Annotated in this window: 25 protein-coding genes; 18 read left to right on the top strand and 7 right to left on the bottom strand. The window is 64.3% G+C overall.

Annotated elements, in window-relative coordinates:
• Positions 1-156: 156 nt before the first annotated feature.
• The 5 genes from DPM33_RS02185 (at position 157) to DPM33_RS02205 (ending at position 4,850) form a co-directional block, all read left to right on the top strand.
• Complete coding sequence (locus DPM33_RS02185) at positions 157-1,047, top strand: ABC transporter permease (RefSeq protein WP_112095910.1); 891 nt, start codon at positions 157-159, stop codon at positions 1,045-1,047.
• A complete protein-coding gene (locus tag DPM33_RS02190) occupies positions 1,044-1,862 on the top strand; it encodes an ABC transporter permease (protein WP_112095241.1) in 819 nt (272 codons plus the stop codon). The genes DPM33_RS02185 and DPM33_RS02190 overlap by 4 nt, the downstream gene beginning before the upstream one ends.
• Positions 1,863-1,889: 27 nt before the next feature.
• Complete coding sequence (locus DPM33_RS02195) at positions 1,890-2,960, top strand: ABC transporter substrate-binding protein (RefSeq protein WP_112095242.1); 1,071 nt, start codon at positions 1,890-1,892, stop codon at positions 2,958-2,960.
• A 206-nt stretch (positions 2,961-3,166) separates the two neighbouring features.
• Positions 3,167-3,775 carry a cupin domain-containing protein gene (locus DPM33_RS02200; protein ID WP_112095243.1) on the top strand — a complete coding sequence of 203 codons (609 nt, stop codon included), beginning with the start codon at positions 3,167-3,169 and terminating at the stop codon, positions 3,773-3,775.
• Positions 3,765-4,850: an ABC transporter ATP-binding protein gene (locus tag DPM33_RS02205; protein ID WP_112095244.1), complete on the top strand. Its 1,086-nt coding sequence runs from the start codon at positions 3,765-3,767 to the stop codon at positions 4,848-4,850. Before DPM33_RS02200 ends, DPM33_RS02205 begins: the two co-directional genes overlap by 11 nt.
• A 16-nt stretch (positions 4,851-4,866) precedes the next feature.
• On the opposite strand, the gene DPM33_RS02210 is transcribed toward DPM33_RS02205, so the two are convergent.
• Positions 4,867-5,565 (bottom strand): GntR family transcriptional regulator, encoded by a 699-nt coding sequence (locus DPM33_RS02210; protein WP_167448914.1) that lies wholly within the window; start codon positions 5,563-5,565, stop codon positions 4,867-4,869.
• Between the two features lie 236 nt (positions 5,566-5,801).
• Here DPM33_RS02210 and DPM33_RS02215 point away from each other — a divergent pair, with 236 nt between their 5' ends.
• The 8 genes from DPM33_RS02215 to DPM33_RS02250 all read left to right on the top strand — a co-directional run bounded on the left by DPM33_RS02215 (position 5,802) and on the right by DPM33_RS02250 (position 14,417).
• Complete coding sequence (locus DPM33_RS02215; RefSeq protein ID WP_112095246.1) at positions 5,802-6,842, top strand: ABC transporter substrate-binding protein; 1,041 nt, start codon at positions 5,802-5,804, stop codon at positions 6,840-6,842.
• Between the two features lie 80 nt (positions 6,843-6,922).
• Complete coding sequence (locus DPM33_RS02220) at positions 6,923-8,002, top strand: ABC transporter ATP-binding protein (protein WP_112095912.1); 1,080 nt, start codon at positions 6,923-6,925, stop codon at positions 8,000-8,002.
• Positions 7,999-8,922: an ABC transporter permease gene (locus tag DPM33_RS02225; RefSeq protein WP_112095247.1), complete on the top strand. Its 924-nt coding sequence runs from the start codon at positions 7,999-8,001 to the stop codon at positions 8,920-8,922. The genes DPM33_RS02220 and DPM33_RS02225 overlap by 4 nt, the downstream gene beginning before the upstream one ends.
• Entirely contained in the window at positions 8,919-9,719 is an 801-nt protein-coding gene (locus DPM33_RS02230; RefSeq protein ID WP_112095248.1) for an ABC transporter permease, read from the top strand. Before DPM33_RS02225 ends, DPM33_RS02230 begins: the two co-directional genes overlap by 4 nt.
• 22 nt (positions 9,720-9,741) lie before the next feature.
• The gene (gene ggt, locus DPM33_RS02235) at positions 9,742-11,328 is read left to right on the top strand and encodes a gamma-glutamyltransferase (RefSeq protein ID WP_112095249.1); all 1,587 of its coding nucleotides are present in this window, start codon (positions 9,742-9,744) and stop codon (positions 11,326-11,328) included.
• Between the two features lie 50 nt (positions 11,329-11,378).
• On the top strand, positions 11,379-12,908 hold the full coding sequence (locus DPM33_RS02240) for an acyl--CoA ligase (RefSeq protein WP_112095250.1): 1,530 nt from the start codon (positions 11,379-11,381) through the stop codon (positions 12,906-12,908).
• Complete coding sequence (locus DPM33_RS02245; protein ID WP_112095251.1) at positions 12,908-13,894, top strand: 2-dehydropantoate 2-reductase; 987 nt, start codon at positions 12,908-12,910, stop codon at positions 13,892-13,894. Before DPM33_RS02240 ends, DPM33_RS02245 begins: the two co-directional genes overlap by 1 nt.
• Positions 13,895-14,063: 169 nt before the next feature.
• Positions 14,064-14,417, top strand: coding sequence for a nuclear transport factor 2 family protein (locus DPM33_RS02250; RefSeq protein ID WP_112095252.1), 354 nt, complete (start codon positions 14,064-14,066; stop codon positions 14,415-14,417).
• Between the two features lie 69 nt (positions 14,418-14,486).
• On the opposite strand, the gene DPM33_RS02255 is transcribed toward DPM33_RS02250, so the two are convergent.
• Positions 14,487-14,966, bottom strand: coding sequence for an SRPBCC family protein (locus DPM33_RS02255; protein ID WP_112095253.1), 480 nt, complete (start codon positions 14,964-14,966; stop codon positions 14,487-14,489).
• Positions 14,963-15,319: an ArsR/SmtB family transcription factor gene (locus DPM33_RS02260; RefSeq protein WP_112095254.1), complete on the bottom strand. Its 357-nt coding sequence runs from the start codon at positions 15,317-15,319 to the stop codon at positions 14,963-14,965. Before DPM33_RS02260 ends, DPM33_RS02255 begins: the two co-directional genes overlap by 4 nt.
• A gap of 150 nt (positions 15,320-15,469) precedes the next feature.
• Between DPM33_RS02260 and DPM33_RS02265 the strand changes: the two genes are divergently transcribed.
• On the top strand, positions 15,470-15,817 hold the full coding sequence (locus tag DPM33_RS02265; RefSeq protein WP_112095255.1) for an ArsC family reductase: 348 nt from the start codon (positions 15,470-15,472) through the stop codon (positions 15,815-15,817).
• 165 nt (positions 15,818-15,982) lie between these two features.
• Here DPM33_RS02265 and DPM33_RS02270 read toward each other — a convergent pair whose 3' ends face one another.
• From DPM33_RS02270 to DPM33_RS02280, 3 genes are all read right to left on the bottom strand, one after another.
• Positions 15,983-16,345: a DUF488 domain-containing protein gene (locus tag DPM33_RS02270; protein ID WP_112095256.1), complete on the bottom strand. Its 363-nt coding sequence runs from the start codon at positions 16,343-16,345 to the stop codon at positions 15,983-15,985.
• Between the two features lie 22 nt (positions 16,346-16,367).
• Entirely contained in the window at positions 16,368-17,624 is a 1,257-nt protein-coding gene (locus DPM33_RS02275; RefSeq protein ID WP_112095914.1) for an aminopeptidase, read from the bottom strand.
• Positions 17,625-17,745: 121 nt separating this feature from the next.
• Complete coding sequence (locus tag DPM33_RS02280; protein WP_112095257.1) at positions 17,746-18,660, bottom strand: LysR substrate-binding domain-containing protein; 915 nt, start codon at positions 18,658-18,660, stop codon at positions 17,746-17,748.
• 98 nt (positions 18,661-18,758) lie between these two features.
• Between DPM33_RS02280 and DPM33_RS02285 the strand changes: the two genes are divergently transcribed.
• The 3 genes from DPM33_RS02285 to sbmA all read left to right on the top strand — a co-directional run bounded on the left by DPM33_RS02285 (position 18,759) and on the right by sbmA (position 21,811).
• On the top strand, positions 18,759-18,950 hold the full coding sequence (locus DPM33_RS02285) for a hypothetical protein (RefSeq protein ID WP_112095258.1): 192 nt from the start codon (positions 18,759-18,761) through the stop codon (positions 18,948-18,950).
• Positions 18,951-19,313: 363 nt separating this feature from the next.
• Positions 19,314-20,429, top strand: a complete 1,116-nt coding sequence (locus DPM33_RS02295; protein WP_112095915.1) for a YbfB/YjiJ family MFS transporter — start codon at positions 19,314-19,316, stop codon at positions 20,427-20,429.
• Between the two features lie 122 nt (positions 20,430-20,551).
• The gene (gene sbmA, locus DPM33_RS02300; RefSeq protein WP_112095259.1) at positions 20,552-21,811 is read left to right on the top strand and encodes a peptide antibiotic transporter SbmA; all 1,260 of its coding nucleotides are present in this window, start codon (positions 20,552-20,554) and stop codon (positions 21,809-21,811) included.
• A gap of 22 nt (positions 21,812-21,833) precedes the next feature.
• Here sbmA and DPM33_RS02305 read toward each other — a convergent pair whose 3' ends face one another.
• Entirely contained in the window at positions 21,834-22,844 is a 1,011-nt protein-coding gene (locus DPM33_RS02305) for a polysaccharide deacetylase family protein (RefSeq protein WP_112095260.1), read from the bottom strand.
• A gap of 203 nt (positions 22,845-23,047) precedes the next feature.
• On the opposite strand from DPM33_RS02305, the gene DPM33_RS02310 reads away from it, so the two are divergent.
• Positions 23,048-23,713, top strand: a complete 666-nt coding sequence (locus tag DPM33_RS02310) for a tetratricopeptide repeat protein (protein ID WP_112095261.1) — start codon at positions 23,048-23,050, stop codon at positions 23,711-23,713.
• The last annotated feature ends 4 nt before the right edge of the window (positions 23,714-23,717 follow it).

The following is a 23,717-nucleotide window of genomic DNA, read 5'->3' on the forward strand; positions in this document are numbered from 1 at the left end:
AAAACGACATGCATCAAAACAAAGACTTAAAGCGCGTCGCCTGAATCCGCTTCATCGCGACGCGCATTAAGCATGCAGCGCACAAGCGATTCAGCTTGACAGTTTCATGAATATGAAAAATCATTAGGTGATTTCAGAATTCCGATGGGCAGTTCGATGTCATCGACCATCGTCGCAGCACGGCCACTGCCGGAAAACCGCATCTCGCCGGTGTTCCGCTTCGCCATGCTGCTGCCGGGCGGGCTGGTCACCTTCTTCCTCATCCTGTTCGCGCTCGGCCTCGTGGTCTTCCTCGCCTTTCGGGGCAATGACGGCTCGCTGCTCGGCGTCGGCCTGACGGCCGAAAATTTCCTCACCGTCGCGACCGATCCGCTTTACTGGACGGTGACGCTGCGCTCGCTGGTCATTGCCGGTCTGGTGACGCTTGCCACCGTCGTCACTGCCTATCCGGTCGCATATTACCTCGCCTTCCATGCCGGGCGACGCCGCAACCTGCTGCTTTTCCTGGTCACGCTGCCGTTCTGGACCAGCTATCTCTTGCGCGTCTTCGCCTGGAAGATCGTGCTTGCCTATAATGGCGTGCTCAACTCGGCCTTCATCGAGACCGGCCTCTGGTCGCAGCCGACGCTCGCCTTCCTCAACACGCCGGCCGCGGTGGTCGTCACGCTGGCGCATGCCTATGCGCCCTTCGCCATCCTGCCGATCTATGTGGCGCTGGACACCATCCCGAAATCGCTGCTCGAAGCCGCCTCCGATCTCGGCGCGCGGCCCTTCACCAGCTTCCGCCGCGTCGTGCTGCCCAACTCCATGCCGGGCGTGCTGGCGGCGGCGCTCGTCGTCTTCGTGCCGACGGTCGGCGATTATGTCACGCCGGCCATGGTCGGCGGTCCGGCGAGCACCATGATCGGCACGCTGATCCAGTCGCAGTTCGGCAAGGCCAATGACTGGCCGTTCGGTGCCGCGCTCTCGGTCTGCGTCATGCTGGTCATCCTGTGCGTCGTCCTGGTCGCGCGCGGCGCCGACCGCAGATTTGGCAGCCGCACATGAGCGCGCGGACCGACATCAACGCAGGCGGCGGCTGGCTCGGCCTCTATGTGCTCGGCTATCTCGTCTTCCTTTATCTGCCGGTGCTTTTGATCCCGCTGTTTTCCTTCAACAACTCCATCCAGGCGGCGTTTCCGCTGCAGGGCTTCACGCTTGACTGGTACCGCACGCTCTATGGCAATCCGGCGCTGTCCGGCGCCTTGGCCAACAGCCTCGTCATCGGTGTCATCGCCGCCTTCGGGGCAACGCTCTGCGGCATCACCGTTTCCTATATGGACCTCTATGGCCGTTCGCCGCTCGCCACCATCATCAGCGCCATCGCCCGGCTGCCGATCCTGATCCCCGGCGTCATCGTCGGCATTTCGCTGCTGATCCTGGTCAACCTCGTCGGCCTCGGCCCGTCGCGCGTTTCCATCGTGCTCGGACATATCCTCGTCGCGCTGCCGACGACGGTGGTGGTGATGCGCAGCCGCTTCGCCGCCATCCCGAAAACGATCCGCGAGGCGGCGCTCGATCTCGGCGCCTCCGACTGGACGACGTTCCGGCGCGTCATGCTGCCGCTCAGTGCGCCCGCCGTGCTGTCGGCTTTCATGCTCTCTTTCCTGATTTCCTTCGACGAGTTCATCGTCGTCTTCTTCCTCGCCGGCACCGAGCCGACGCTGCCGCTCTACATCTGGAGCCAATTGCGCTTCCCACGCTCGCTGCCGACCGTGATGGCGCTGGGAACGGTGATCCTCACCGTCTCCTTCATCATCGCCGGCAGCGCCGAAATCCTGCGCCATCGCGGCCTTGGCGCCGCGCGCCGCAATCCAGCCTGAACCACAACAAAGAAGAGGAGAACGAAAATGACATTCCACCTGAAATCGATCACCGGACACAAGGCTCGGGCCGGCCTTGCCGCGCTCGCCCTCGCGCTGTCGTCGACGGTCGCCCTAGCCGCCGACAAGCTGCAATATTTCACCTGGTCGGGCTACGAATTGCCCGACTTCAACAAGAGCTTCCTCACCGCGCATCCGGACGGTGTCGAGGCGACGATCTTCGGCGATGACGACGACGCCTTCACCAAGGTCAAGGCCGGCTTTCGGCCCGACATAGCGCATCCCTGCTACGACAAGGTGGCGCGCTGGAACAAGGAAGGCCTGCTGCAGCCGATCGACACCAAGCGCATCAAGAACTGGGATTCGATCTTCCCGGTGTTCAAGAACCTGCCCGATCTGCAGGCCGGCGACGGCAAGGTGTGGATGGTGCCGTGGGACTGGGGCAACACCTCGATCCTCTATCGCACCGATCTGGTGAAGAACCCCGAGGCGAGCTGGAACCTTCTGTGGGACAAGCAATATGCCGGCCGCATGGCGACCATTGATGCCGTGCATGACACGCCGATCGTCGCGGCTCTTCTGGCGGGCGTGAACCCCTTCGACATGACGCCCGAGCAGATGGACAAGGTGGCCGAAAAGCTGCGCGAGCAGCGGCCGCTGCTGTCGAGCTACACCACCGACATGACCTCGGTAGAGCAGGCGCTGGCGAGCGGCCAGCTGGTCGCCGCCATGACCTGGAACGCGTCGGCCACCTCGCTGAAGAAGCAGGGCGTGCCGGTCGAGTTCATGAAGCCGAAGGAAGGCATGCTCACCTGGGCCTGCGGCTTCGTCATGCTGAAAGACGCCAAGAACGTCGATCTTGCGTATGACTTCATCAACAGCCGGCTCGACGCCGACTCGGGCAAGTTCCTGATCCAGTCCTACGGCTATGGCAGTTCGCTCGCGACCGCCTTCGCCGGCGTGTCGAAGGACGAGCTGGAGAAACTGCAGCTGCCGGCGGATCCGGACGTGATGCTGAAGACCACCATCTTCACCGGCCCGATGAAGCAGAACGACGATATGGCAAAGATGTTCGAGAAGGTGAAGGCTGGCGGCTGAGCTGAGGCCTCCCCTTCTCCCCTGTGGGAGAAGGTGGATCGGCGCGCAGCGCCGAGACGGATGAGGGGTGTTGGACGGATCACCGTCCTTGCCAAGCTGGAACACCCCTCATCCGTCGCCTTCGGCGACACCTTCTCCCACAAGGGGAGAAGGGGGAGCCTGGCGGCGCTGCGCCGCACCGGTGGAAAGACAACGAGGACCGATGCATGGATGTTCTTGACGAAGCGGCGACAAAACCGAAGGACGATGCCGATATCCGCGTCGGCCGGCGCGTGCGGGCGCTGAGGCTCGAGCGCAACCTGTCGCTGGCCGATCTCGCGGCAAAAGCAGGCATTTCCATTGGCGCGCTCAGCCAGATTGAACGCGGCATGTCCTCGCTGCGCGTCAAGGTGATCTGGCCGCTGGCCGCCGCCCTCGACATCGAGCCTTCGGCGCTGATCGCCGACGGCAACGAGGCAGTCAACGACCTCTATTGCGTGCGCGCCGACAAGCGGCGCGCGATCCCGGTGAAATCGGAAGGCATCGCCAAGGCGCTGCTGTCGCCGCCCGCCGCGACGCTCACCGGCATGCTGGTGACGGTCGAGGCCGGCGGCGGCACGGCGGAAGCCTACGCCCATGCCGGCCACGAATTCGGCTTCGTCATGGCCGGCGAGGTCGAGCTGGTCGTCGACGCCACCACCTATTTGCTGAAAGCCGGCGACAGCTTTGCCTTCAAGAGCACGCTGCTGCACGCCTTCCGCAATCCCGGCGCCGAGCGCTGCCAGATTCTCTGGGTCAACACGACGAAACCCTCCGAGGTGCGCGATGGCGCCTGATGCGCTCGTTCGACTGCAGAAAGTCTCCAAGGTTTTTCCGGGCGGTATTGTTGGCCTCGAAGCCGTCGATCTGGACATTGCTCCCGGCGAGTTCCTGACCCTGCTCGGCCCCTCCGGCTGCGGCAAGACGACGAGCCTTCGCGTCATTGCCGGCTTCGAGAGCCCGACCGGCGGCAATGTCCTGCTCGAAGGCCGCGACATCACGGGCTTGAGGCCCTTCGAGCGCCCGGTCAACACCGTCTTCCAGGACTATGCGCTGTTCCCGCATATGGATGTCGCGGCCAATGTCGGCTTCGGCCTGTCGCTGCGCAAACTCACCAGCGCCGAGCAGGTAAAGCGCGTCCGCGACGCGCTCGACATGGTCGGTCTCGCCGACAAGCTGCGCGCCCGCGTCTCGGAGCTCTCGGGCGGCCAGCGCCAGCGCGTCGCTCTGGCCCGCGCCATCGTCTGCGAACCGCGCGTGCTTTTGCTCGACGAGCCGCTCTCGGCGCTCGACGCGCATCTGCGCGAGCAGATGCAGATCGAGCTGAAGCGGCTGCAGGCGCGGCTCGGCACCACTTTCGTCATGGTCACCCACGACCAGACCGAGGCGCTGTCGATCTCCGACCGCATCGTCGTCATGAACAAGGGCCGCATCGAGCAGACCGCCGCGCCGGCGACACTCTATGACCGCCCGGCGACGCGCTTCGTCGCCTCTTTCATCGGCACGATGAACCTTTTGCAGTCGCGCTTTATCGGCCGCGACGGCGAGCGCCTGCGCTTTGCCGCGGGCGAACTGCCGCTGGAGGCTACCTCCGACAACGGCGACACGCCGGCTGCTGGCGACACGCGCACCATCGGCGTTCGTCCGGAGGATCTTCTGGCTGCCGGCGAAGCCGCCGAGGGAACCGCACCGGCGCGGGTCAGCGGTGTCGTCTTCCATGGCCGCACGCTGCGCCTTCATGCCGAGCTCGGGCAGGGGACGCCGATTGTCATCGACGCGCCGCGTCGCGCCGACGGTTCTCAATTCGGTGTCGGCGACGTGGCACACATAAGTCTGCGGCGGGGCGCCAATTGCCCTGTGCTGTCGAACTGAATGTCTAGCCAAGGGGTTACGACGCCTTGGCGAAAAATCCCTGATAGTCGGACTTGGCCTGCAGCAGGCGCAGGATGTTCTCGCGCGAGCCGCGCACATGCGCCCGGGCGCGCGCGCCGGCTAAAGTAACATCGCCATCACAGATCGCATCGACGATGCCGGTATGCTCCTCGCGGGTGAGCTTCCACTCGTCCAGCCACAGAAGCTCGGTCCAGACATATTGCTGGCATTTGTCGAGGATGCCGCCGAGCATGCCGGAGAGCATCTCGTTGCCGCTGATCTCGGCGATCACCCGGTGCAGGTCGATGCCGACCTGCAATTCCTCGAATTTCTCCCTGGTGTTGCGGTCCGGAATCGCCGCCAGCCGCTCGCATTCGGCGAGCATCTCGCGCAGCCGAGCCTTGTCGGCGGCGGTCGCGTTGGCCGCCGCCAGCTCGGTCGCGCGCCCGTCGAGCAGTTCGCGGATATCGAAGGCCTCGCGGAACATGGTCAGGTTGAACTCGGCCACCACATAGCCCTGGCGCGGACGCCCGATCACCAGTCCGTCGCGCTCCAGCCGGTTGAAGGCCTCACGCACCGGCGTGCGGCTCACCTTCAAGCGCTCGGCGATCTCGTTTTCCGTCACGCGCCCGCCCGGCGGGATCTGGCCGGTGATGATCAACGCCTTCAGCGCCTCGAACACCGAGTCGCGCAGCGTGTTCTTTCTCTCTTTCAAGCGTCCCGCCTCCAACGTTGCGTCACGGATTCGCGAGTTTAGTTCGTTTTAGGGCACGCTTGAACAGGAGCATTTCGCGGGAGGCAATTGCCTCCTGCGGAATGGGCCTGTCTCTCCCGTACCAAAAAACACGAAAACCCGAGTTGACATCGGCCTCCGAGAAATTACACTCAAAATTGTATACAAATTCGCATACCAAATCAACGATAACGGGAACACCGATTGGAGAAGCGAAAATGACGAAGAGACTTTGTATTCACGGGCTGACCGTTGCCGGCCTGCTGGCTTCGGTCGCCGTTCCGGCGTCGGCCGCCGACACCATCACCGTCGCCTCATGGGGCGGCACCTACCAGGAGGCGCAGACCAAGGCCTTCTTCGATCCGACGGCCAAGGATCTCGGCATCACCATCAAGCAGGACACCACCAACGGCCTCGACGACGTGCGCCTGCAGGTCACCGGTAATGCCGTCAAATGGGACATCACCGAGCTTGGCGCCGACGAATGCGCCCGCGGCTCCAAGGAAGGCCTGTTCGAAAAACTCGACTACAGCGTCATCGACAAGAGCGGCATCAATCCCAAGCTCGTGCATGACGACTGGGTCGGCATCTCCTACACCTCCGTCGTGCTGATCTACCGCACCGACGTCTTTGGCGACAAAGGCCCGAAGACCTGGGCCGATTTCTGGAACGTCGAGAAATTCCCCGGCCGCCGCGCTCTCTCGGGCAGCCAGGCGACCGAGACGCTGAGTGTCGCCGCCCTCGCCAAGGGCATTCCGATCGACAAGGTCTATCCGGTCGACATCGACGGCGCCTTGCAATCCGTCGACAAGGTCAAGGGCCACATCGATGCCTGGTGGACATCCGGCGCGCAGGCCATGCAACTCGTCAAGGACGGCGAGGTCGACATGGCGAGCATCTGGAACGGCCGCGCTGGCACGCTGAAAAAGAGCGGCGCCCCGGTCAGCTTCTCCTTCGACCAGGGCGTGCTCACCGCCGATTGCATGGTCATCCCGAAGGGCTCGAAGAACAAGGATGTCGCCATGAAGGCGCTGGCCAAGTTCGTCAGCCCTGATCTCCAGGCCAACCTGCCGCTCTATGTCGATAACGGCCCGGCCAACGAGAAGGCATTCGAGACCGGCAAGATCCCGCCCGAGCGCATCAAGGACATCAACTCCGCGCCGGAGAACGTCAAGAAGCAGGTGCTGCAGGACCCGGCCTTCTGGCGCGACACGCTCGTCGAGGCGACGGAGAAATTCAACAACCTGATCCAGCAATGATGAACGTGTGTGGAGCGGCGCAAAACGCGCCGCTCCGCATCGTTTTCGCGAAAAAGATCCGGAGTTGAAGGGAGATGCTCTTGTCTCTTGCGCAGTCCGCGCTTCCCATCGCGATCGGCGGTATCGAGAAGCGCTTCGGCGGCGTGTCGGTGCTGCACGATCTCGGCCTCGATGTCGCCGCGGGCGAATTCCTGACGCTGCTCGGACCGTCCGGCTCGGGAAAGACGACGCTGTTGATGATCCTGGCCGGCTTCGTGCGGGCCAATGCCGGCTCCATCAAGGTCGGCGGCGAGGAAATCATCACCATGCCGCCGCACAAGCGCAACATCGGCATGGTGTTCCAGAACTATGCGCTGTTCCCGCATATGAACGTCTTCCACAACATTGCTTTTCCGCTGAAGCAGCGTCGCGTATCGGCCACGGAAACGGCGGAACGCGTCGAGCGGGCGCTGGACCTGGTGCAGCTGAAAGGCCTCGGCGAGCGCCGTGTCGACCAGCTCTCCGGCGGCCAGCGACAGCGCGTGGCCCTGGCCCGCGCCATCGTCTTCGAGCCGCGCATCGTTTTGATGGACGAGCCGCTGTCGGCGCTCGACAAGAGCCTGCGCGAGCATATGCAGATCGAATTGCGCAACCTGCATCGCAGGCTCGGCATGACGACGGTCTACGTCACGCACGACCAGCGCGAGGCGATCACCATGTCGGACCGCATCGCGGTCATGAATGCCGGACGCATCGAGCAGATCGACCAGCCGGAAGTTCTCTACGCCAAGCCGCAGACCAAGTTCGTCGCCGGCTTCATCGGCGAGTCCAACTTCGTTCCCGTCGAATGCCGCAATGGCAGCGTCTGGTATGAGGACAGGAAGCTTCGCATGACCACGGCCGCGCCGTCCGCCGGCCGGCATCTGATGGTGGTGCGGCCGGAAAAGCTGCGCCTGATCAACGGCGAACAATCGGGCGACGTCAATGCGTTGCCGGCGACCGTCGGCGACGTCATCTACCAGGGCGACAGCTTCGTCTGCTACGCGACGCTCAGGGACGGGCGGCAGGTGACGTTGCGCGACTATTGCCGCTCCGACGTGCTGGCGAAACTGCCGGGGCCGGGCGAGCCGATCACGCTCGGCATCGACGCGCAGGACGTCGTGCTGGTGGCGGACCAATGAGCATCGTGTCCGCCAGTCTCGATCATGCCGGCAGGCCCGATCGCGCGCTCAACGCCGATGCGCTGGCCGCCGACGCGCGGCGGGAATCGCGCGGCCTGCTCGCGCTTCTGTCGCCCGGGCTGTTCCTGGTCTTCGCCGTCATCATCGTGCCGATCGGTTGGCTGTTCTGGCTCTCGCTGTTCGACGAAACCGGCCAGCTGAGCGCCGCCAATTACGCCCGCTTCTTCGAGCAGGCGTCCTACATCAAGACCTTCGTCACCACCTTCAAGGTGGCCTTCATCGTCACCGGCGCCTGCGTGCTCTTCGGCTATCCGCTGGCCTATATGCTGTCGCAGCTCCCGCGCCGCGCCGCCTCGATCTGCCTGATCTTCGTCATCCTGCCGTTCTGGACCTCGGTTCTGGTGCGCACCTATGCCTGGCTGGTCATCCTGCAGCGCAAGGGGCTGGTCAACAGCTGGCTGATCGATCTCGGCGTGATCGGCCAGCCGCTGCCGCTCGCCAACAATTTCAGCGGCGTCGTCATCGGCATGACCCACATCATGCTGCCCTTCCTGGTGCTGCCGCTTTACGCCTCGATGAAAACCATCGACGTCGATTGCCTGCGCGCCGGGATGAATCTCGGCGCCAGCCCGGCCGCTACCTTCCGGCAGATCTTCTTCCCGCTCTCGCTGCCGGGGCTGGCCTCGGGCGTGGTCATCGTCTTCGTGCTGTGCCTCGGCTTTTTCGTCACGCCGGCGCTGATGGGCGGCGGCAAGGTGATCATGTGGGCGATGCGCATGGAGCAGACCACCAGCCTCTATTCCAACTGGGGGGCGGGCGCTGCGTTGGGCGTCGTGCTGCTTGGCTTCACGCTGGCGCTGCTCGGCCTCTTCCAGTGGCTGCTCGGCGCCCGTGCCACCGGGGTCTGGAGCCAGCGATGAGCGTGGAAAACGCCTTGCCTATCACGCATCGCCAGCGCCTCTGGCTTTACACGCTCGGCGGCCTCGTCATGCTGTTCCTGATCGCCCCGTCGGTGATCATCGTCATCATGTCCTTCTCCGACTCGACGCTGCTGCAGTTCCCACCGCAGGAATGGTCCCTACGTTGGTACGAGAGCTATTTCGGCTCCGTCGAATGGCGCGACGCCACCATCGTATCGGTCAAGGTGGCGGTGATGACGGCGATCGTCGCGACGCTGCTCGGCACCGCCGCCGCCTACGCCATCAATGCCCGCACGCTGCGGCTGACCGGCTTGATCAACGCGCTGCTGACGGCATCGCTGATCATCCCGGTCATCCTGATCGGCATCGGCACTTTCTTCCTCTATGCGCGCATCGGCCTCAACAACACGCTGACCGGCCTCGTCATCGCGCACACGGTGCAGGCGCTGCCGCTGGTCGTGCTGACGGTGCTGTCGGGGTTGCGCTCCTACGACATGAACCAGGAGAAGGTGGCGCGCAGCCTCGGCGCCGGCCGTTTCTCGGCCTTCTTCCAGGTGACGATGCCGCAGATCCGTTTCTCGATCGTCTCGGGCGCGTTGTTTGCCTTCATCACTTCCTTCGACGAGGTGGTGGTGTCGCTGTTTATCTCCGGCGGCGAGACCACGACGCTGACGCGGCGCATGTTCAATGCGTTGCGCGACCAGATCGATCCGACGATTGCCGCCATTTCGACTTGCCTGATCGTGCTATCGATCGTCTTGTTGTCCGCCGCCCAGCTTTTCGGCCGCGAACGTTGATTTGAGGGATACCAAAACCAGCATGCGTGACTTCCAGTTCCCAGGCCGCTCGCCGGTCCGTGCTACCGAGGCGATGGCCGCGACCTCGCACCCGCTCGCCACTTTAGCCGCCATCGACATGCTGCGCTCCGGCGGCAACGCCATGGATGCCGCCGTCTGCGCGGCGGCCGTGCAGGCGGTGGTCGAGCCGCAGTCGACCGGCATCGGCGGCGACTGTTTCGTCCTCTGCTGCCCGAAGGGCGACGGCAACGTTCTTGCGTTCAACGGCTCCGGCCGTGCGCCCAAGGCCGCGACAGTCGACTGGTATCTGGACAAGGGCTTCAGCGAACTGCCGAAACAGGGGCCGCACGCGGTTACGATTCCCGGCGCCATCGACGCCTGGTGCCGGCTGCTGGAGGATCATGGCCGCAAGGGCATCGCCGACGCGCTCGCTCCGGCTATCCGTTATGCCGAAGACGGCTATGTCGTGCACGACCGGGTCGCGTTCGACTGGGAGGATCCGGAAACCGACCTGTCGGCCGACGAGGTGGCGACGCGCATCTTCCTGCCCGGCGGCAAGCCGCCGAAAGCGGGCGACGTGCACCGCCAGCCGGAACTTGCCGAGACCCTGCGCATCATCGCCAGGAAAGGCCGCGCCGGCTTCTATGAAGGCGCGGTGGCTGAGGACATCGTCGGACGTCTCCGCGCGCTCGGTGGTCTGCACACGCTCGACGATTTCGCCGCCACGAAGGGCGATTACCGGGTCCCGGTCAACACCTCCTATCGCGGCCATGACATCCACCAGATGCCGCCGAACAATCAGGGCCTGACCGCGCTTCTGATGCTAAACGTGCTCTCCGGCTACGACCTTGGCGCGCTCGACCCGAACGGTCCTGAGCGCCTGCATCTCGAGATCGAGGCGGGTCGGCTTGCCTATCAGGACCGCGACGCCTTTTTCGGCGACCAGGACCATGTCGACGTGCCGGTAAAGGCGCTGCTCTCCGGCGCCTATGCCGACCGGCTGCGCGCCGCGATCGACCCCGCGCGCGCCATGACCGATCTGCCGCGCCTCGATCTTCCGGGCAGCGACACGGTCTATATCAGCGTCGTCGACCGCGACCGCAATGCGGTGAGCTTCATCAACTCGACCTACTATTCCTTCGGCAGCGGCGTCGTCGGCCCGAAGACCGGGGTCGTGCTGCAGAACCGTGGTTCCAGCTTCCGCCTCGATCCGAAGCATCCCAACGCGATAGCGCCGGGCAAGCGGCCGATGCACACGATCATGCCGGGCATGATGACGAAGGGCGGCCGCGCGGTGATGCCCTTTGGCGTCATGGGTGGCGGCTACCAGCCTTTCGGCCATGTGCATCTTTTGACCAACATGATCGACTTCGGCATGGACCCACAGCAGGCGATCGATGCCGCGCGCGTGTTCTACAACCACGATGTCGCCGAGGCCGAGCGAAGCGTGCGCGCCGAGACGATCGAAGGCCTGCGCCGGCGAGGCCATAAGGTGGTGGAGCCGGATCATCCGCTGGGCGGCGGGCAGGCGGTGCTGATCGACTGGGAAAAGGGCACGCTGACCGGCGCGTCCGATCCGCGCAAGGACGGCCTCGCGCTCGGATATTGAGAAGGCCTTTGCTGGACATCGGCCGATCCTTCGAAACATAGTCTGGAACCATGACAAACAGCGAAAACGCCACCGATCTCGCCCATCGCCTAACGCCCGGCGACGAAGACGCGCCGGCCATTGCCGCGCCCGAACGGCCAGCCCTGTCGCATGGCGGGCTGCGTCGCCTGATCCGCGATACGTTGGCGCGGCTCAACGCACTCGGCATTGGCCGTGGCGACCGTGTCGCCATCGTGCTGCCCAACGGCCCGGAAATGGCGACGGCGTTCATAGCCGTGGCGGCCGCCGCGTCCACCGCGCCGCTCAATCCGGCCTATCGCGCCGACGAGCTTGACTTCTATCTCAGCGATATCGGCGTCAAGGCAATCCTTGTCGGCAAGGATGAGGTAGGCCCTTCGGTCGAGGTTGCCGAACGCCTCGGCATCCCGGTGCTGCGGCTGGTGGTGCCTGACGATGCGCCGGCCGGTGTCTTCACGATCGAGGGCGACCCTGTCGCATCGCCGGTCTCATCCGGATTGGCCGAGAACGGCGATGTCGCGCTGCTGCTCCACACCTCAGGCACCACTTCGCGTCCAAAACTTGTTCCGCTCAGCCACGCCAACCTTGCGGCGTCGGCGGCGCATATCGGCGCCACGCTCGGCCTGACGCCGGCCGACCGCTGCCTCAACATCATGCCGCTATTCCATATCCATGGCCTGATCGCCGCGGTGCTGTCCTCTCTCGCCGCCGGCGGCAGCGTCTTCTGCACGCCGGGCTTCAGCGCGCTGCGTTTCTTCCAATGGCTCTCTGAGGCCAGACCCAGCTGGTACACCGCCGTGCCGACCATGCATCAGGCGATCCTGCCGCGCGCCGCCCGCAATCCCGAACAGCTTGCGGAGGCGAAATTGCGCTTCATCCGTTCGTCTTCGGCCTCATTGCCGGCGCAGGTCATGGCCGAACTGGAAGCGACCTTCGGCTGCCCGGTGATCGAATCCTACGGCATGACCGAGGCCGCGCATCAGATGGCCTCCAACCGTTTGCCACCCGGCCAGCGCAAGCCCGGCAGCGTCGGCGCGTCGGCAGGACCGGAAGTCGCCGTGATGGCGCCGGATGGGCGGCTGCTCAAGGCCGGCGAGGTCGGCGAGATCGTCATTCGCGGCCCGAACGTCACCGCCGGCTATGAGAAGAGCCCGGACGCCAATGCCAGCGCCTTCGCGCATGGCTGGTTCCACACCGGCGACCAGGGCGTGCTCGACGAGGACAACTACCTGCGCGTCACCGGCCGGCTGAAGGAGATCATCAATCGCGGCGGCGAAAAAATCTCGCCGCTCGAGGTCGACGAAGTGCTGATGGACCATCCGGCGGTGGCGCAGGTCGTCACCTTCGCCATGCCGCATGACAAGCTGGGCGAAGAGGTCGCGTCCGCCGTCGTGCTGCGCGAAGGCCAAAGCGCCAGCGAGGCCGACATCCGCGGTTTCGCCGCGACGCGTCTCGCCGATTTCAAGGTGCCGCGCAAGGTGGTGATTCTCGACGAGATCCCGAAAGGCGCGACCGGCAAGCTGCAGCGTATTGGTCTCTCGGCAAAGCTCGGGCTCGGCTGATGCGCGTCACGGTTTTCGGCGCTGGCGCCATCGGCGGCTATCTCGCCGCCAAGCTGGCGATCGCCGGCTCGGTCGATCTGTCGATCGTGGCGCGCGGCGCACATCTTGAGGCGATCAAAGCCGATGGCCTTCGCCTGATCGAGGGCGGCAAGGAAACGGTGGCGCGGGTAAGGGCCGTCTCCCGCGCGGAAGAACTCGGCGTGCAGGACTATGTCGTGCTGGCGATGAAGGCGCATTCGCTGGCGCCGGCGCTTGGCGAGATCGCGCCGCTGCTGGGTGAAGGGACCGCCGTCGTCACCATGCAGAACGGCGTGCCCTGGTGGTATTTCCACAAGGCGGGCGGCGCGCTCGAAGGCACGCGGCTCGATGCGGTCGATCCAGGTGGCGCGATCTGGCAGTGCATCGGACCGGAACGCGTCATCGGCTCCGTCGTCTATCCCGCCGTCGAGGTCGATGCGCCAGGCCTGATCCGCCATGTCGAAGGCACGCGCTTTTCGCTGGGCGAACCTTCGGGCGAGAAGAGCGAGCGGGCGACAGCGCTCGCCCGCGAAATGGTCAAGGCCGGGCTGCAGGCGCCGGTGCGCGAGGACGTCCGCTCCGAAATCTGGGTGAAGCTCTGGGGCAATCTCTCCTTCAACCCGATCTCGGCGCTGACCGGCAGCACGCTCGCGGCCATCGTCGCCGATGAAGCCACACGCGCCGTCGCCCGCGCCATGATGCTGGAGGCGCAGGCGATCGGCGAAAGCCTCGGCGTGCGTTTCCTCATTCCCGTCGACCGGCGCATCAAAGGCGCCGGCGATGTCGGCGAGCACAAGACCTCGATGCTTCAGGATCTGGAGCGCGGCCGCCCGATGGAGATCGACGCGCTGGTCGGCGCCGTGCGGGAGCTCGGCCGCCTGACCGGCCAGCCGACGCCGACCATCGACACCGTGCTGGCGCTGGTGCGGCGGCTGGCGACCGAGCGCGGGTGTTATTCTCCCTCATAGTTCTTGCGGCAAGCCAACGCGCTGACTGTCATGTGGGCATCTCAGACGGTGACTATCATTCACCGGCTGGCGCCTGCATCCTGACACGAATTGTCACCTTGGAACGGCGCGCGGGTGGCAGCCGAACAGTCGGCAGCCTACCTGCAGTTCGTCTGAACAGGAGGACATCATGACCACTGCCGATATTGCCAAGGACTTCACCGAACTCCTCAAGCAGGGCGACCACAATGGCGCTGCTTCGAAGTACAATGCCGACGACATCGTCAGCTACGAAGCGATGGAGGGGCCGATGGCCGTCTGCCACGGCAAGGATGCCCTCAAGCAGAAGAGCCAGTGGTGGCAGGAAAACCACGAAGTCCATGGCGGCTCCGTTGAGGGCCCCTATGTCAACGGCGATCAGTTCGCGGTTCGCTTCAGCTTCGACATCACGCCCAAGTCCACCGGCGAACGCGTCAAAATGGACGAGGTCGGCCTCTATACGGTCAAGAACGGCAAGATCAGCGAAGAGCGTTTTTACTACTAGGCCGCTGCATCACCTTCGACCACGGCGGCAGGGGCGCCACGCCCCAGCCGCCATGCTTGGACAAAAAACTCAAATCGTCTTCGCATAGTCCGCGAGCTGGTCGGCAACCGTGCCCCAGCCGTCGAAGAACCCCATTTCCTCATGGTTGTTGCGGGTCGCCTCGTCGCGATGGATGGCGGTGGCGGTGTAGCGCGTGCCCTTGCCTTCGGGCGCCAGCGCGATTACCGCGGTGATGAAGGGCTGGCCGGACGGCCGGTAGCCCGGCAGCAGCGCGTCGGTCCACACCAGCCGTTCGTTCGGCACGATTTCGAGATAGCAGCAATGGCGGTCGCTCACCTCCTTGCCGTCGGGCGACTGCATGCGCGTGCGGAACAGGCCGCCGGGTCTGAGGTCGATCTCGCAATCGATGATGACCCATGGTTTCGGCGTGAACCATTGACGGACGTACTCCGGCGTCGTCAAGGCACGCCACAGCAATTCGCGCGGCGCGTCGAGGAAGCGCTCCAGCGTTAGGTCCAGGTTCGGATTCGGCTTGAACGGATAGCTCACTTTTCACTCTCCTTGAGGCTCATCACATAGGCGTCGAACTGGTCGAGGCGGCGTTCCCACAGCGCGCGCTGTTCGGCGAGCCAGTTTTCCGCGAGCTTCAGGGGCTCGGGCGAAAGACTGTAAGTCCTGACCCGGCCGGCCTTTTGCGACTGCACCAGCCCGCAGCCCTCCAGAATTTTCAGGTGCTCGATGAAGGAGGGCAGGGCCATCTCGAACGGCTCGGCCAACTCGCTGACCGATGCCGGGCTCCTGTTCAGCCGCTCCACCACGCGCCGTCTTGTCGGGTCGGCCAGCGCGCGAAAAATGCCGTCGATCTGCGGCACACTTTGGCTGACGCTTTGCAGGTTGATCATTGGCCGTTGCTCCAAAGTTCGAATAATACTTAGGGAAAAACCTTAGTGTTAGCAAGAGCCAAATCGGCGTCGATGCAAAGCGCTGGCAAAGCAGCTAGGGCGCGCCTAGGGTTTTGCCGGATTCGCAACCCCATTCGACCGAGGCCTGAATTGACCATCACCATGTACGGCATCACCACCTGCGATACGATCAAGAAGGCGCGCGTCTGGCTGGAGGGCCACGGCTTGCCGTACCGCTTTCATGACTACCGGGCCGAGGGGATCGAAGCTGACAAACTGAATGGCTGGGTCGGCAAGGTCGGTTGGGAAAAGCTGCTCAACAAGGGCAGCACGACCTTTCGCGAGTTGCCGGAGGCGGACAAGGCCGGGCTGGACGAGAAGAAGGCGAAGAAGCTGATGCTCGCCAGGCCGACAATGATCAAGCGGCCGGTGCTGGAGGTGGGCGATCGGGTGTTGGTGGGGTTCAAGCCGGAGGTTTATGAGGGGGCGGTGAAGTAGGATTAGGCTGGACCCTACCTATCGCGTCGTCATTCTAGGGCGGAGCAAGGAGCGAAGCGACGCGCGCAGACCCTAGAATCCATGCCGTGACGCTAACGCGTTGCAGCGGTTGAGAATTCTACTCCGTTGCGCCCTTCAGTGACGGTCACGGCATGGATCCTCGGGTCAAGCCCGAGGATGACGAAGTAGATAGTCGGCCAGCGCCACGGCATTGTTGTGCTTCTCGTCATGGGCGCCGTAGAGCAACGTCACCTTGCCTTCGCGCAATAGCTCACGCAGCTCCGCCACCGCGTCACCATTCGCGTCGAGCTCCGCTCGATACCGCTTCTGAAATTCCGCCCAGCGCTCCGGCTCATGCCCGAACCATTTGCGCAGCGCGTCGCTCGGCGCGATATCCTTGAGCCAGAGCGCCAGCGCGGCGTCCTTCTTGGCAACGCCGCGCGGCCAGATGCGGTCGACCAGCACCCGCTGGCCGTCGGCTTCTGCCGGCGGCTCATAAATGCGCTTCACCGGTATGTCGAAGGCCATCGCGTCTCCTGGTCAGGGTCTGTCAGGCCCACTCGCCCTTGCGCATAACCGGCACGCGGCTGCCATCCTTCGCCACGCCGTCGATGTCGATCTTGTCCGAGCCGATCATCCAGTCGATGTGGATGAAGCTCTTGTTGCCGCCGCGCGCGGCGATCTCGTCCTGACTGAGCGAGGCACCGTCGACGAAGCACTTCGAATAGCACTGCCCGAGCGCGATGTGGCAGGCGGCGTTCTCGTCGAACAGCGTGTTGAAGAACAACAGCCCACTCTTCGAGATCGGCGAGGAATGCGGCACCAGCGCCACTTCGCCGAGGCGGCGCGCGCCCTCGTCGGTGTCGAGCACTTTCTTCAGCACGTCCTCGCCCTTCGACGCCTTGGCCTCGACGATCCGTCCGCCTTCGAAACGCACCGAGATCTCGTCGATCAGCGTGCCCTGGTAGGACAGCGGCTTGGTCGAGGAGACATGGCCTTCGACGCGCCTCGCATGCGGCGTCGTGAAGACCTCCTCGGTCGGGATGTTCGGGTTGCAGGTGACGCCGTTCTTCGCCGTCGAGGCGCCGCCCATCCATTCATGGCCTTCGGCCAGTCCAACGGTCAGGTCGGTGCCCGGCCCGGTGAAATGCAGCGCGTGGAAATTATGCTCGTTCAGCCATTTCGTGCGCTCGGCCAAGGCCGCGTTGTGCGCCTTCCAATTGCCGATCGGATCCTCGACGTCGACGCGCGAAGCCGAGAAGATGGCGTCGGCAAGCTTGACCACCGCGACGTCATCCGGCTCGCTCGGAAAAACCTGCTTGGCCCACGCAAGGTCGGGATAAGCGACGATGTTCCAATTGATGTCGAAGCCGGTGATCTTTTCCAACGCCGGCTGGTAGGCCATCGAGTTCGCCTTGTTGGCGCGCGCGACCTTGGCCGGGTCCTGCGCGGAAAGCAGCGACGGGTCCTCGCCGCGCACGGCAAGCCGCGCGGCATTGTTGGAGAAGGCCTTCGCCATGCCTTCGTAGAGCCAGCCGGCGGCGCGGTCGAAACTGGCCTCAGCGCCATAGCGGAAGCGCGCCAGCGTGATCTCGTCGTCGTTGAAGATCGGCGTCACCAGCCCGGCGCCGGCCTTGTAGGCATGCTCGACGATGCGGCGGGTCAGCGGCAGCGCCGCGATCGAGGAGGTCAGCACCAGGTCCTGCCCGGGCTGCAGCTGCAGCCCGACCTTGATGGCGACTTCCGCCAGCCTGTCGAGCTTCACCGGGTCGATGCTTGCCGAGACGCCGCGTGAATGTGTGGTCATGATCCTGCCTGCCATTTGTTGGGGTCTGGCTCTTACATAGACCGCTGGGCCTGGCCTTTCCACCGCGATCGACTGGGCCTGCCGAACCGCGGGACCGCGTCAGCGAAAAACGCAGAGCGATTCAAGCGGCGCTGTCCAGCGCCTGGAACTGCGCCATGGTCGCTTCTATCTCCTCGCGTACCCAGGCCTTGAAGTCGCGCACCTTGCGGCTTTCGCTCTTGGTGGCGGACGTCGCCATCCAATAGCCAAGCCCGCTCTCGGCGCGCACGCCGAAAGGCGCGACCAGCCGGCCGTCGGCCAGCGCATCGGCGGTCAGCAACTGCCAGGCGAGCATCACGCCATGGCCGGCGATCGCCGATTCCACGCACAGCATCGGATCGGTGAAGCGCGCGCCCTTCTGAAAGGTCACCGGCTCGACACCGGCCGCCTTGAACCAGCCGTCCCAGTTGAACATCGCCCGCTCGTCGGTGATGGCGCAGGTCTGCGCCAGATCCTCGATCGAGTGCAGCCTGGCCGCGATCGACGGCGCGCAGACCGGAAATACTTCCTGCGCCAGCAGTAGTTCCGAATGCACGCCCGGCCATGCGCCATCGCCCATCCGGATCGCGACGTCGATATCGGAATGGTCGAGATCGGAGAGTTTGCCCGATGCGTCGATGCGCAAAAGCACATTCGGATGACGCGCGAAGTGCCGCGACAGCCGCGGCAGCAGCCATTTCGAGGCGAAGGCCGGCGCCACCGAGACGACCAGCGTGCATTGGCTCGTCTCGTCGGCAAGCGCCACCGCCTGCGCGAGCTCGCGGAACCCGGCGCTGAGTCGCGCGGTGAAGGCGGTGCCGAATTCCGTTGGCGCGAGCCCGCCTGGCGTGCGTTCGAACAGCGCCTGTCCAAGCTGCTTTTCCGTGCGCTTGACCTGCTGGCTGACGGCGCTGACCGAGACATTGAGCTCTGCCGCCGCCGCGGCGAGCGAGCCCAGCCGGGCGACGGTTTCCACGGCGCGCAGGCCGTTGAGATGGACGCGGTTCAGCATAGCCATTCAGTTTTTCTAAAGTGCATGGGCCGAAATCTCAATTGAAACCTGATGGCAAAACGCAGAATTTAGCCGGACTGGCCTTGAGGTAGCAGGTTCGTCCCATGAAGATTTTATCTTTGCTGAAAGGGCTTTCCGGCGCCGAGGCCAAGCCGCGCGACGATGGCGAGCTCGCCCGCTGGGTCGCCGATCCGCTGTCGCATCCGGTGCTCGACACCATGTCGGAGCGCGAGCTTGGCGACATGCCGTTCCGGCTGACGGCGCGCCGGACGGCGCATGAAACGGCGAGCTGTTGAGGAACGCTCTCCGGAAATGACGCTCATCAGGGGCAAGGCGCTGCGACCATGGTGTACAGCCGGCTGTCGTCAGCGCTGCCCCTCATTGCCCTGCCGGGCATTTCTCCCCGTATAGTGACGGGGAGAAAGGGCTAGGCGCCGGCGTCGCGACGCTACCTTCTCCCCGTTTCACGGGGAGAAGGTGCCCGAAGGGCGGATGAGGGGCGGCGCTGACATAGAGGATTTTGGTACCAATCCGGTGTAGGCGATCCTTCCACATCGCCATTCTGGCCCAACGCAAGCGCATTGTTTCGCGGGCCTGCACACTTATTGTGCGCCGCAATGAACGCCTCGCCATCTCCCTTGCGTCTTGCCTTTGCCGGCATGACGGCGCTCGCCGTCGCCATGGGCATCGGGCGCTTCGTCTACACGCCGATCCTGCCCGGCATGATGGAGGCGCTGCATCTGACGCCGGCCGATGCCGGCTGGATCGCGTCCGCCAACTATCTCGGCTATCTCGTCGGCGCGCTGGCTGCGGCGGGCGGCTGGGCGCATGGCCGCGAGCGTATGCTGATGTTCGCCAGCCTCGCCGCCAGCGCCCTGCTTGCCGGCCTGATGGGACTGAACGAGACGATGGCCGCCTTTCTCGTCATCCGCTTCCTCGCCGGCCTCGCCAGCGCTTTCGTCATGGTGTTCATGTCGTCGATCGTCTTCAGCCATCTCGCCGAAGCCGGGCGCGGCGATCTGCAGGCGCTGCATTTCGGCGGCGTCGGCCTCGGCATTGCGGCGTCTTCGGCCCTGCTGGCAATCCTGGTCACCGAGCATGCCGATTGGACGGCGGGCTGGCTCTGGTCGGGAGCGATCTCGCTGGCCGGCCTGATTCTGGTCGCGCTGCTTGCCGGCGCCGCCAGGCCCGCCAACGGCGTAGCCGGCCGCGAGCCGGCGCTGCCTAAGGACAGGTCGCTGACGAAGATGATCGTCGCCTACGGCCTGTTCGGCTTCGGCTATGTGGTGACGGCGACGTTTCTGATTGCCATTGTTCGTCAGGGCGGCGGTAGCCGCGTCTTCGAGGCGAGCGTGTGGATGGTCGCCGGCCTTGCCGGTTTTCCCTCGACCTGGTTCTGGCACAAGCTTGCCGGCCGGATCGGGCTCAATGCCGCCTATGCGGTCACCTGCCTGATCGAGGTGGTCGGCGTCACCGCCAGCGTCGTCGTCAAAGGCGCTGCCGGACCGCTGATCGCCGGCGTCCTGCTCGGCGGCACCTTCATCGCCATCACCGCGCTGGGGATACAGATTGGCAGGCAGCTCGCACCGCAGGCACCGCGCCGCATCTTCGCGGTGATGACGGCGGCCTTCGGCCTCGGCCAGATCGTCGGCCCGATCGCCGCCGGCCTGCTCGCCCAGGCCTCGGGCAATTATGTGCTTGCCTCGATCATGGCGGCGGCAGCCCTGTTGCTCTCCGGCGTCATTGCCTGGTCGGCCGCGCCAAAATCGCCATGATTTGCGGCCTTGCTCGCTGACGGGCATCGGGCAAGGCATTTTCTTTCCCACTAATGTGTGACCTTATGCCCGCCGAACAGCAATGCCGCTGATTTGCGGTCAGACCGAGGAAACCCGCCACAGTGTTCGTATCCTTCTTCCCGCAGCCGAAGCTCTTCTTCACCTCGGCCGCCGCCTGGAGCCTTGCCGCGATCCTGTTCTGGTTTTTCGGCGGTGAGCAACTGGGCGCTCTCTTGGGCCTGCCGCCTGCTGCCGCCGATGCGCCGCCTATCATCGGCATCGCCGTGCTGTGGTCGAAGCCGTTCCTGTGGTTCTACATCTACTTCGTACTCTGCGTGGCTGCCTTCTATGCATTCTGGGCCTGGTATTCGCCGCATCCGTGGCAGAACTGGTCGATCCTGATGACCGCCGTCATCCTGTTCTTCATCTATTTCAATGTTCAGGTCAGTGTCGCCGTCAACAACTGGTATGGCCCGTTCTTTGATTACGTGCAGAACCTGATGTCGGGCAAGTCGGAGTCGACTAATTCGGAATTTTACATAGGGTTGGCCGATTTCTCCTGGCTAGCGCTGGTCGGCATGAACGTGCAGGTGGTCAATGCCTTCGTCGTCAGCCACTGGATCTTTCGCTGGCGCACCGCCATGAACAATTATTTCATGGCGCACTGGGGCCAGTTGCGGCATATCGAGGGCGCCTCGCAGCGTATCCAGGAAGACACGATGCGCTTCTCGCAAATCATGGAGGATCTGGGCTCGACCTTCGTCCAGTCGATCATGACCCTGATCGCCTTTCTGCCGGTGTTGATTCGATTGCAGGCCCACATTACCGAGTTGCCAATCATCGGCGCGGTCCCGCAGCCGTTGGTCGTTGCGGCATTGGCGTGGTGTCTGTTCGGAACGATTTCCGTTATGGTCGCCGGTCTCAAACTGCCGGGCCTGCAATTCCGAAATCAGCGCGTTGAAGCGGCCTATCGCAAGGAGCTCGTCTATGGTGAGGACCACGCGGACCGCGCACAACCCGCGACGACGGCCGAACTCTTTGCCAATGTGCGGCATAATTATTTCAGGCTCTACTTCCACTACATCTATTTCAATGTCGTTCGCTACACCTACCTCCAGGCCGACAACATCTTCTCGCTCCTCATCCTTGGCCCCTCATTGGTTGCCCACAAGATCACCTTCGGCGTCCTGAGCCAGATATCGAATGCTTTCGGCAAGGTGACCGGATCGCTGCAGTTCCTGCTTACGTCGTGGTCGACCATTGTCGAGCTGCAGTCGGTGCATAAGCGCCTGCGCGCCTTCGAGGCGACGCTGGAGGGGGCGCCGCTGCCGGACATCGACCAACGCTATCTCGCCCGGCAGAGTGCCGAGGATCCCGCCTGAATCGGATTAGATAGCGGGCGGCTCAGCCGCCCGCTACCGCCTGCGCCTGGCCGCCGCGCTGGCGCTGGATATAGTCGCGAAAACTGATGCACTCGACGTCTGCCTTCACGCAAACCTCGCCGGCGAAGCGTTCCAGCGCGTTCCAATAGGCGCCGTCGTTCATCAACGTGAAGTGGAAGCCGAGTTCCAGCGGCAGTCGCTTGCCGTTGTACTGCGCCTCGAAGGCGGCACGAAATGCCTGATAGGCGCGCTCGGTGAATGCGTCCGCCAAGGCCGGCTTCTCGGTGCCGTCTGAGTGGCGGACATAGAGGTTGTAATCCATGGCGACCACCGGCTTCGCCTTCGGCCCCTCCGGAATGAGCGGCAGGGCGAAGCGGGTTATGCCGTTTCGGGTCGGCGGCAGCTCGGGGCCGTTCGAGACGCCGCTGGCGTCATATCGGAAGCCGGCCTCTGGCAGCGCCTCGTAAAGCGCCTTGTTCGTCGAAAGATAAGGCGCGCGAAACCCGACCAGCGCGGATTGGGCGAAATCGTGCCAGTCGGCCGGTTCCGGAATGCCGTTGATCGCATAGGCGTTTTGGAAAATGCGCCGGACGGATGCGAATTCGGCCAGCCAGTCGGCCTTACTCCAGTCCTTGCCGTCGAAATGGCCGCAGGCATGGCTGCCGATGTCGTGGCCCTCGGCAGCCGCGAGCCGGACCTGCGCCAGACGCTCGGCGACGTCCTGCTTCGAGGCGCCGAAGCCGACATTGGATTTGCCGGCGGCCTTGCCGGGGCCGGCATAATACTGCCGTGTTTCCGGCGAGAGCAGGAAGACGCAGGACAGGAAATAGGTGAAATGCGCGCCGGTGCGCTTTGCCAGCGCCCGGCTGCGCTCCCATTGCGAAATCTCGCGCGCGGCGTCGAACGAGATCAGCACCACCTGCTTGGGTTTGGCCGGCGACGCGCCTGGCGATTTCGGCGGATCGGCCAAGGCCGCATTGGCGCAGGCGAGCGAGGCGAGACTGAATGCAAGGACGCGGTACGAACGAAGCATTGGCAACCTTCTGGCAGGACCCTTTCCGGCCGATCAGAAGCCGGCTATCGCGCAAATGTGGCGTCGGTGCGTTCCGGCAAGCCCTGCGGCGCATCTGCGGTTCTCAGCCGATTTTCCGGGCCGCCCCCTTCCATGCCGACAAATTTTCGCTAAAACGCGGGCTCAAGAAGCGCCCCCTCGGGGGCAACAATGGTTTTTGATTGATGTCGGACGACAGTTTTATCCGCGAAGTCAACGAAGAGATGCGTCGCGAGCAGGCGCAGAAGCTTTGGGATCGTTTTGGCCCGGCCATGCTCGGCATCGCGATCCTGATCGTGCTGGGAACGGCAGCCGTCGTTGGCTACCGCTATTGGGACGAGAGCCGCGCCAACCGCTCGGGTGACGCCTTCTCGGCCGCGCTCAAGCTCGCCAATGACGGCAAGAACGATGAGGCGATCGCCGCGCTCGACCAGTTGGAGAAGGACGGCTACGGCGCCTATCCGCTGCTCGCCCGCATGCGTGCCGCGACCGTCAAGGCCGACAAGGGCGACGTCGACGGCGCTGTCAAGGATTTCGACGAAGTCGCCGCCGACAACGCCATCCCCGGCGGCATCCGCGACATCGCTCGACTCAGGGCAGCGCTGCTGCTCGTCGATCACGGCTCCTACGCCGATGTCTCCAGCCGCATCGAGGCGTTGACCGCCGACACCAATCCGCTGCGCCACTCGGCGCGCGAGGCGCTCGGCCTCGCCGCCTGGAAGGACGGCAAGTCGGCGGATGCGCTCAAACTCTTCGACCAGATCTCTTCGGATGAAGGCGCCCCGCGCAATGTGCGTCAGCGGGCGCAGCTGATGTCCGAACTGATCCGCGGGTCGGGCAACGCCTCGTGACCTC

Origin of the sequence: Mesorhizobium hawassense, assembly GCF_003289945.1 — a bacterium.
Lineage (GTDB): Bacteria > Pseudomonadota > Alphaproteobacteria > Rhizobiales > Rhizobiaceae > Mesorhizobium > Mesorhizobium hawassense.

Coding starts and splice junctions, on each gene's coding strand:
- DPM33_RS02260 (WP_112095254.1), bottom strand. CDS start 15,319: ATGATCAACCTGCAAAGCGTCAGCCAAAGTGTGCCGCAGATCGACGGC.
- DPM33_RS02295 (WP_112095915.1), top strand. CDS start 19,314: ATGACGGCGCTCGCCGTCGCCATGGGCATCGGGCGCTTCGTCTACACG.
- DPM33_RS02225 (WP_112095247.1), top strand. CDS start 7,999: ATGAGCATCGTGTCCGCCAGTCTCGATCATGCCGGCAGGCCCGATCGC.
- DPM33_RS02270 (WP_112095256.1), bottom strand. CDS start 16,345: ATGGCCTTCGACATACCGGTGAAGCGCATTTATGAGCCGCCGGCAGAA.
- DPM33_RS02195 (WP_112095242.1), top strand. CDS start 1,890: ATGACATTCCACCTGAAATCGATCACCGGACACAAGGCTCGGGCCGGC.
- DPM33_RS02190 (WP_112095241.1), top strand. CDS start 1,044: ATGAGCGCGCGGACCGACATCAACGCAGGCGGCGGCTGGCTCGGCCTC.
- DPM33_RS02275 (WP_112095914.1), bottom strand. CDS start 17,624: ATGACCACACATTCACGCGGCGTCTCGGCAAGCATCGACCCGGTGAAG.
- DPM33_RS02250 (WP_112095252.1), top strand. CDS start 14,064: ATGACCACTGCCGATATTGCCAAGGACTTCACCGAACTCCTCAAGCAG.
- DPM33_RS02240 (WP_112095250.1), top strand. CDS start 11,379: ATGACAAACAGCGAAAACGCCACCGATCTCGCCCATCGCCTAACGCCC.
- DPM33_RS02185 (WP_112095910.1), top strand. CDS start 157: ATGTCATCGACCATCGTCGCAGCACGGCCACTGCCGGAAAACCGCATC.
- DPM33_RS02245 (WP_112095251.1), top strand. CDS start 12,908: ATGCGCGTCACGGTTTTCGGCGCTGGCGCCATCGGCGGCTATCTCGCC.
- DPM33_RS02280 (WP_112095257.1), bottom strand. CDS start 18,660: ATGGCTATGCTGAACCGCGTCCATCTCAACGGCCTGCGCGCCGTGGAA.
- DPM33_RS02200 (WP_112095243.1), top strand. CDS start 3,167: ATGGATGTTCTTGACGAAGCGGCGACAAAACCGAAGGACGATGCCGAT.
- DPM33_RS02305 (WP_112095260.1), bottom strand. CDS start 22,844: ATGCTTCGTTCGTACCGCGTCCTTGCATTCAGTCTCGCCTCGCTCGCC.
- DPM33_RS02205 (WP_112095244.1), top strand. CDS start 3,765: ATGGCGCCTGATGCGCTCGTTCGACTGCAGAAAGTCTCCAAGGTTTTT.
- DPM33_RS02285 (WP_112095258.1), top strand. CDS start 18,759: ATGAAGATTTTATCTTTGCTGAAAGGGCTTTCCGGCGCCGAGGCCAAG.
- ggt (WP_112095249.1), top strand. CDS start 9,742: ATGCGTGACTTCCAGTTCCCAGGCCGCTCGCCGGTCCGTGCTACCGAG.
- DPM33_RS02215 (WP_112095246.1), top strand. CDS start 5,802: ATGACGAAGAGACTTTGTATTCACGGGCTGACCGTTGCCGGCCTGCTG.
- DPM33_RS02310 (WP_112095261.1), top strand. CDS start 23,048: ATGTCGGACGACAGTTTTATCCGCGAAGTCAACGAAGAGATGCGTCGC.
- DPM33_RS02230 (WP_112095248.1), top strand. CDS start 8,919: ATGAGCGTGGAAAACGCCTTGCCTATCACGCATCGCCAGCGCCTCTGG.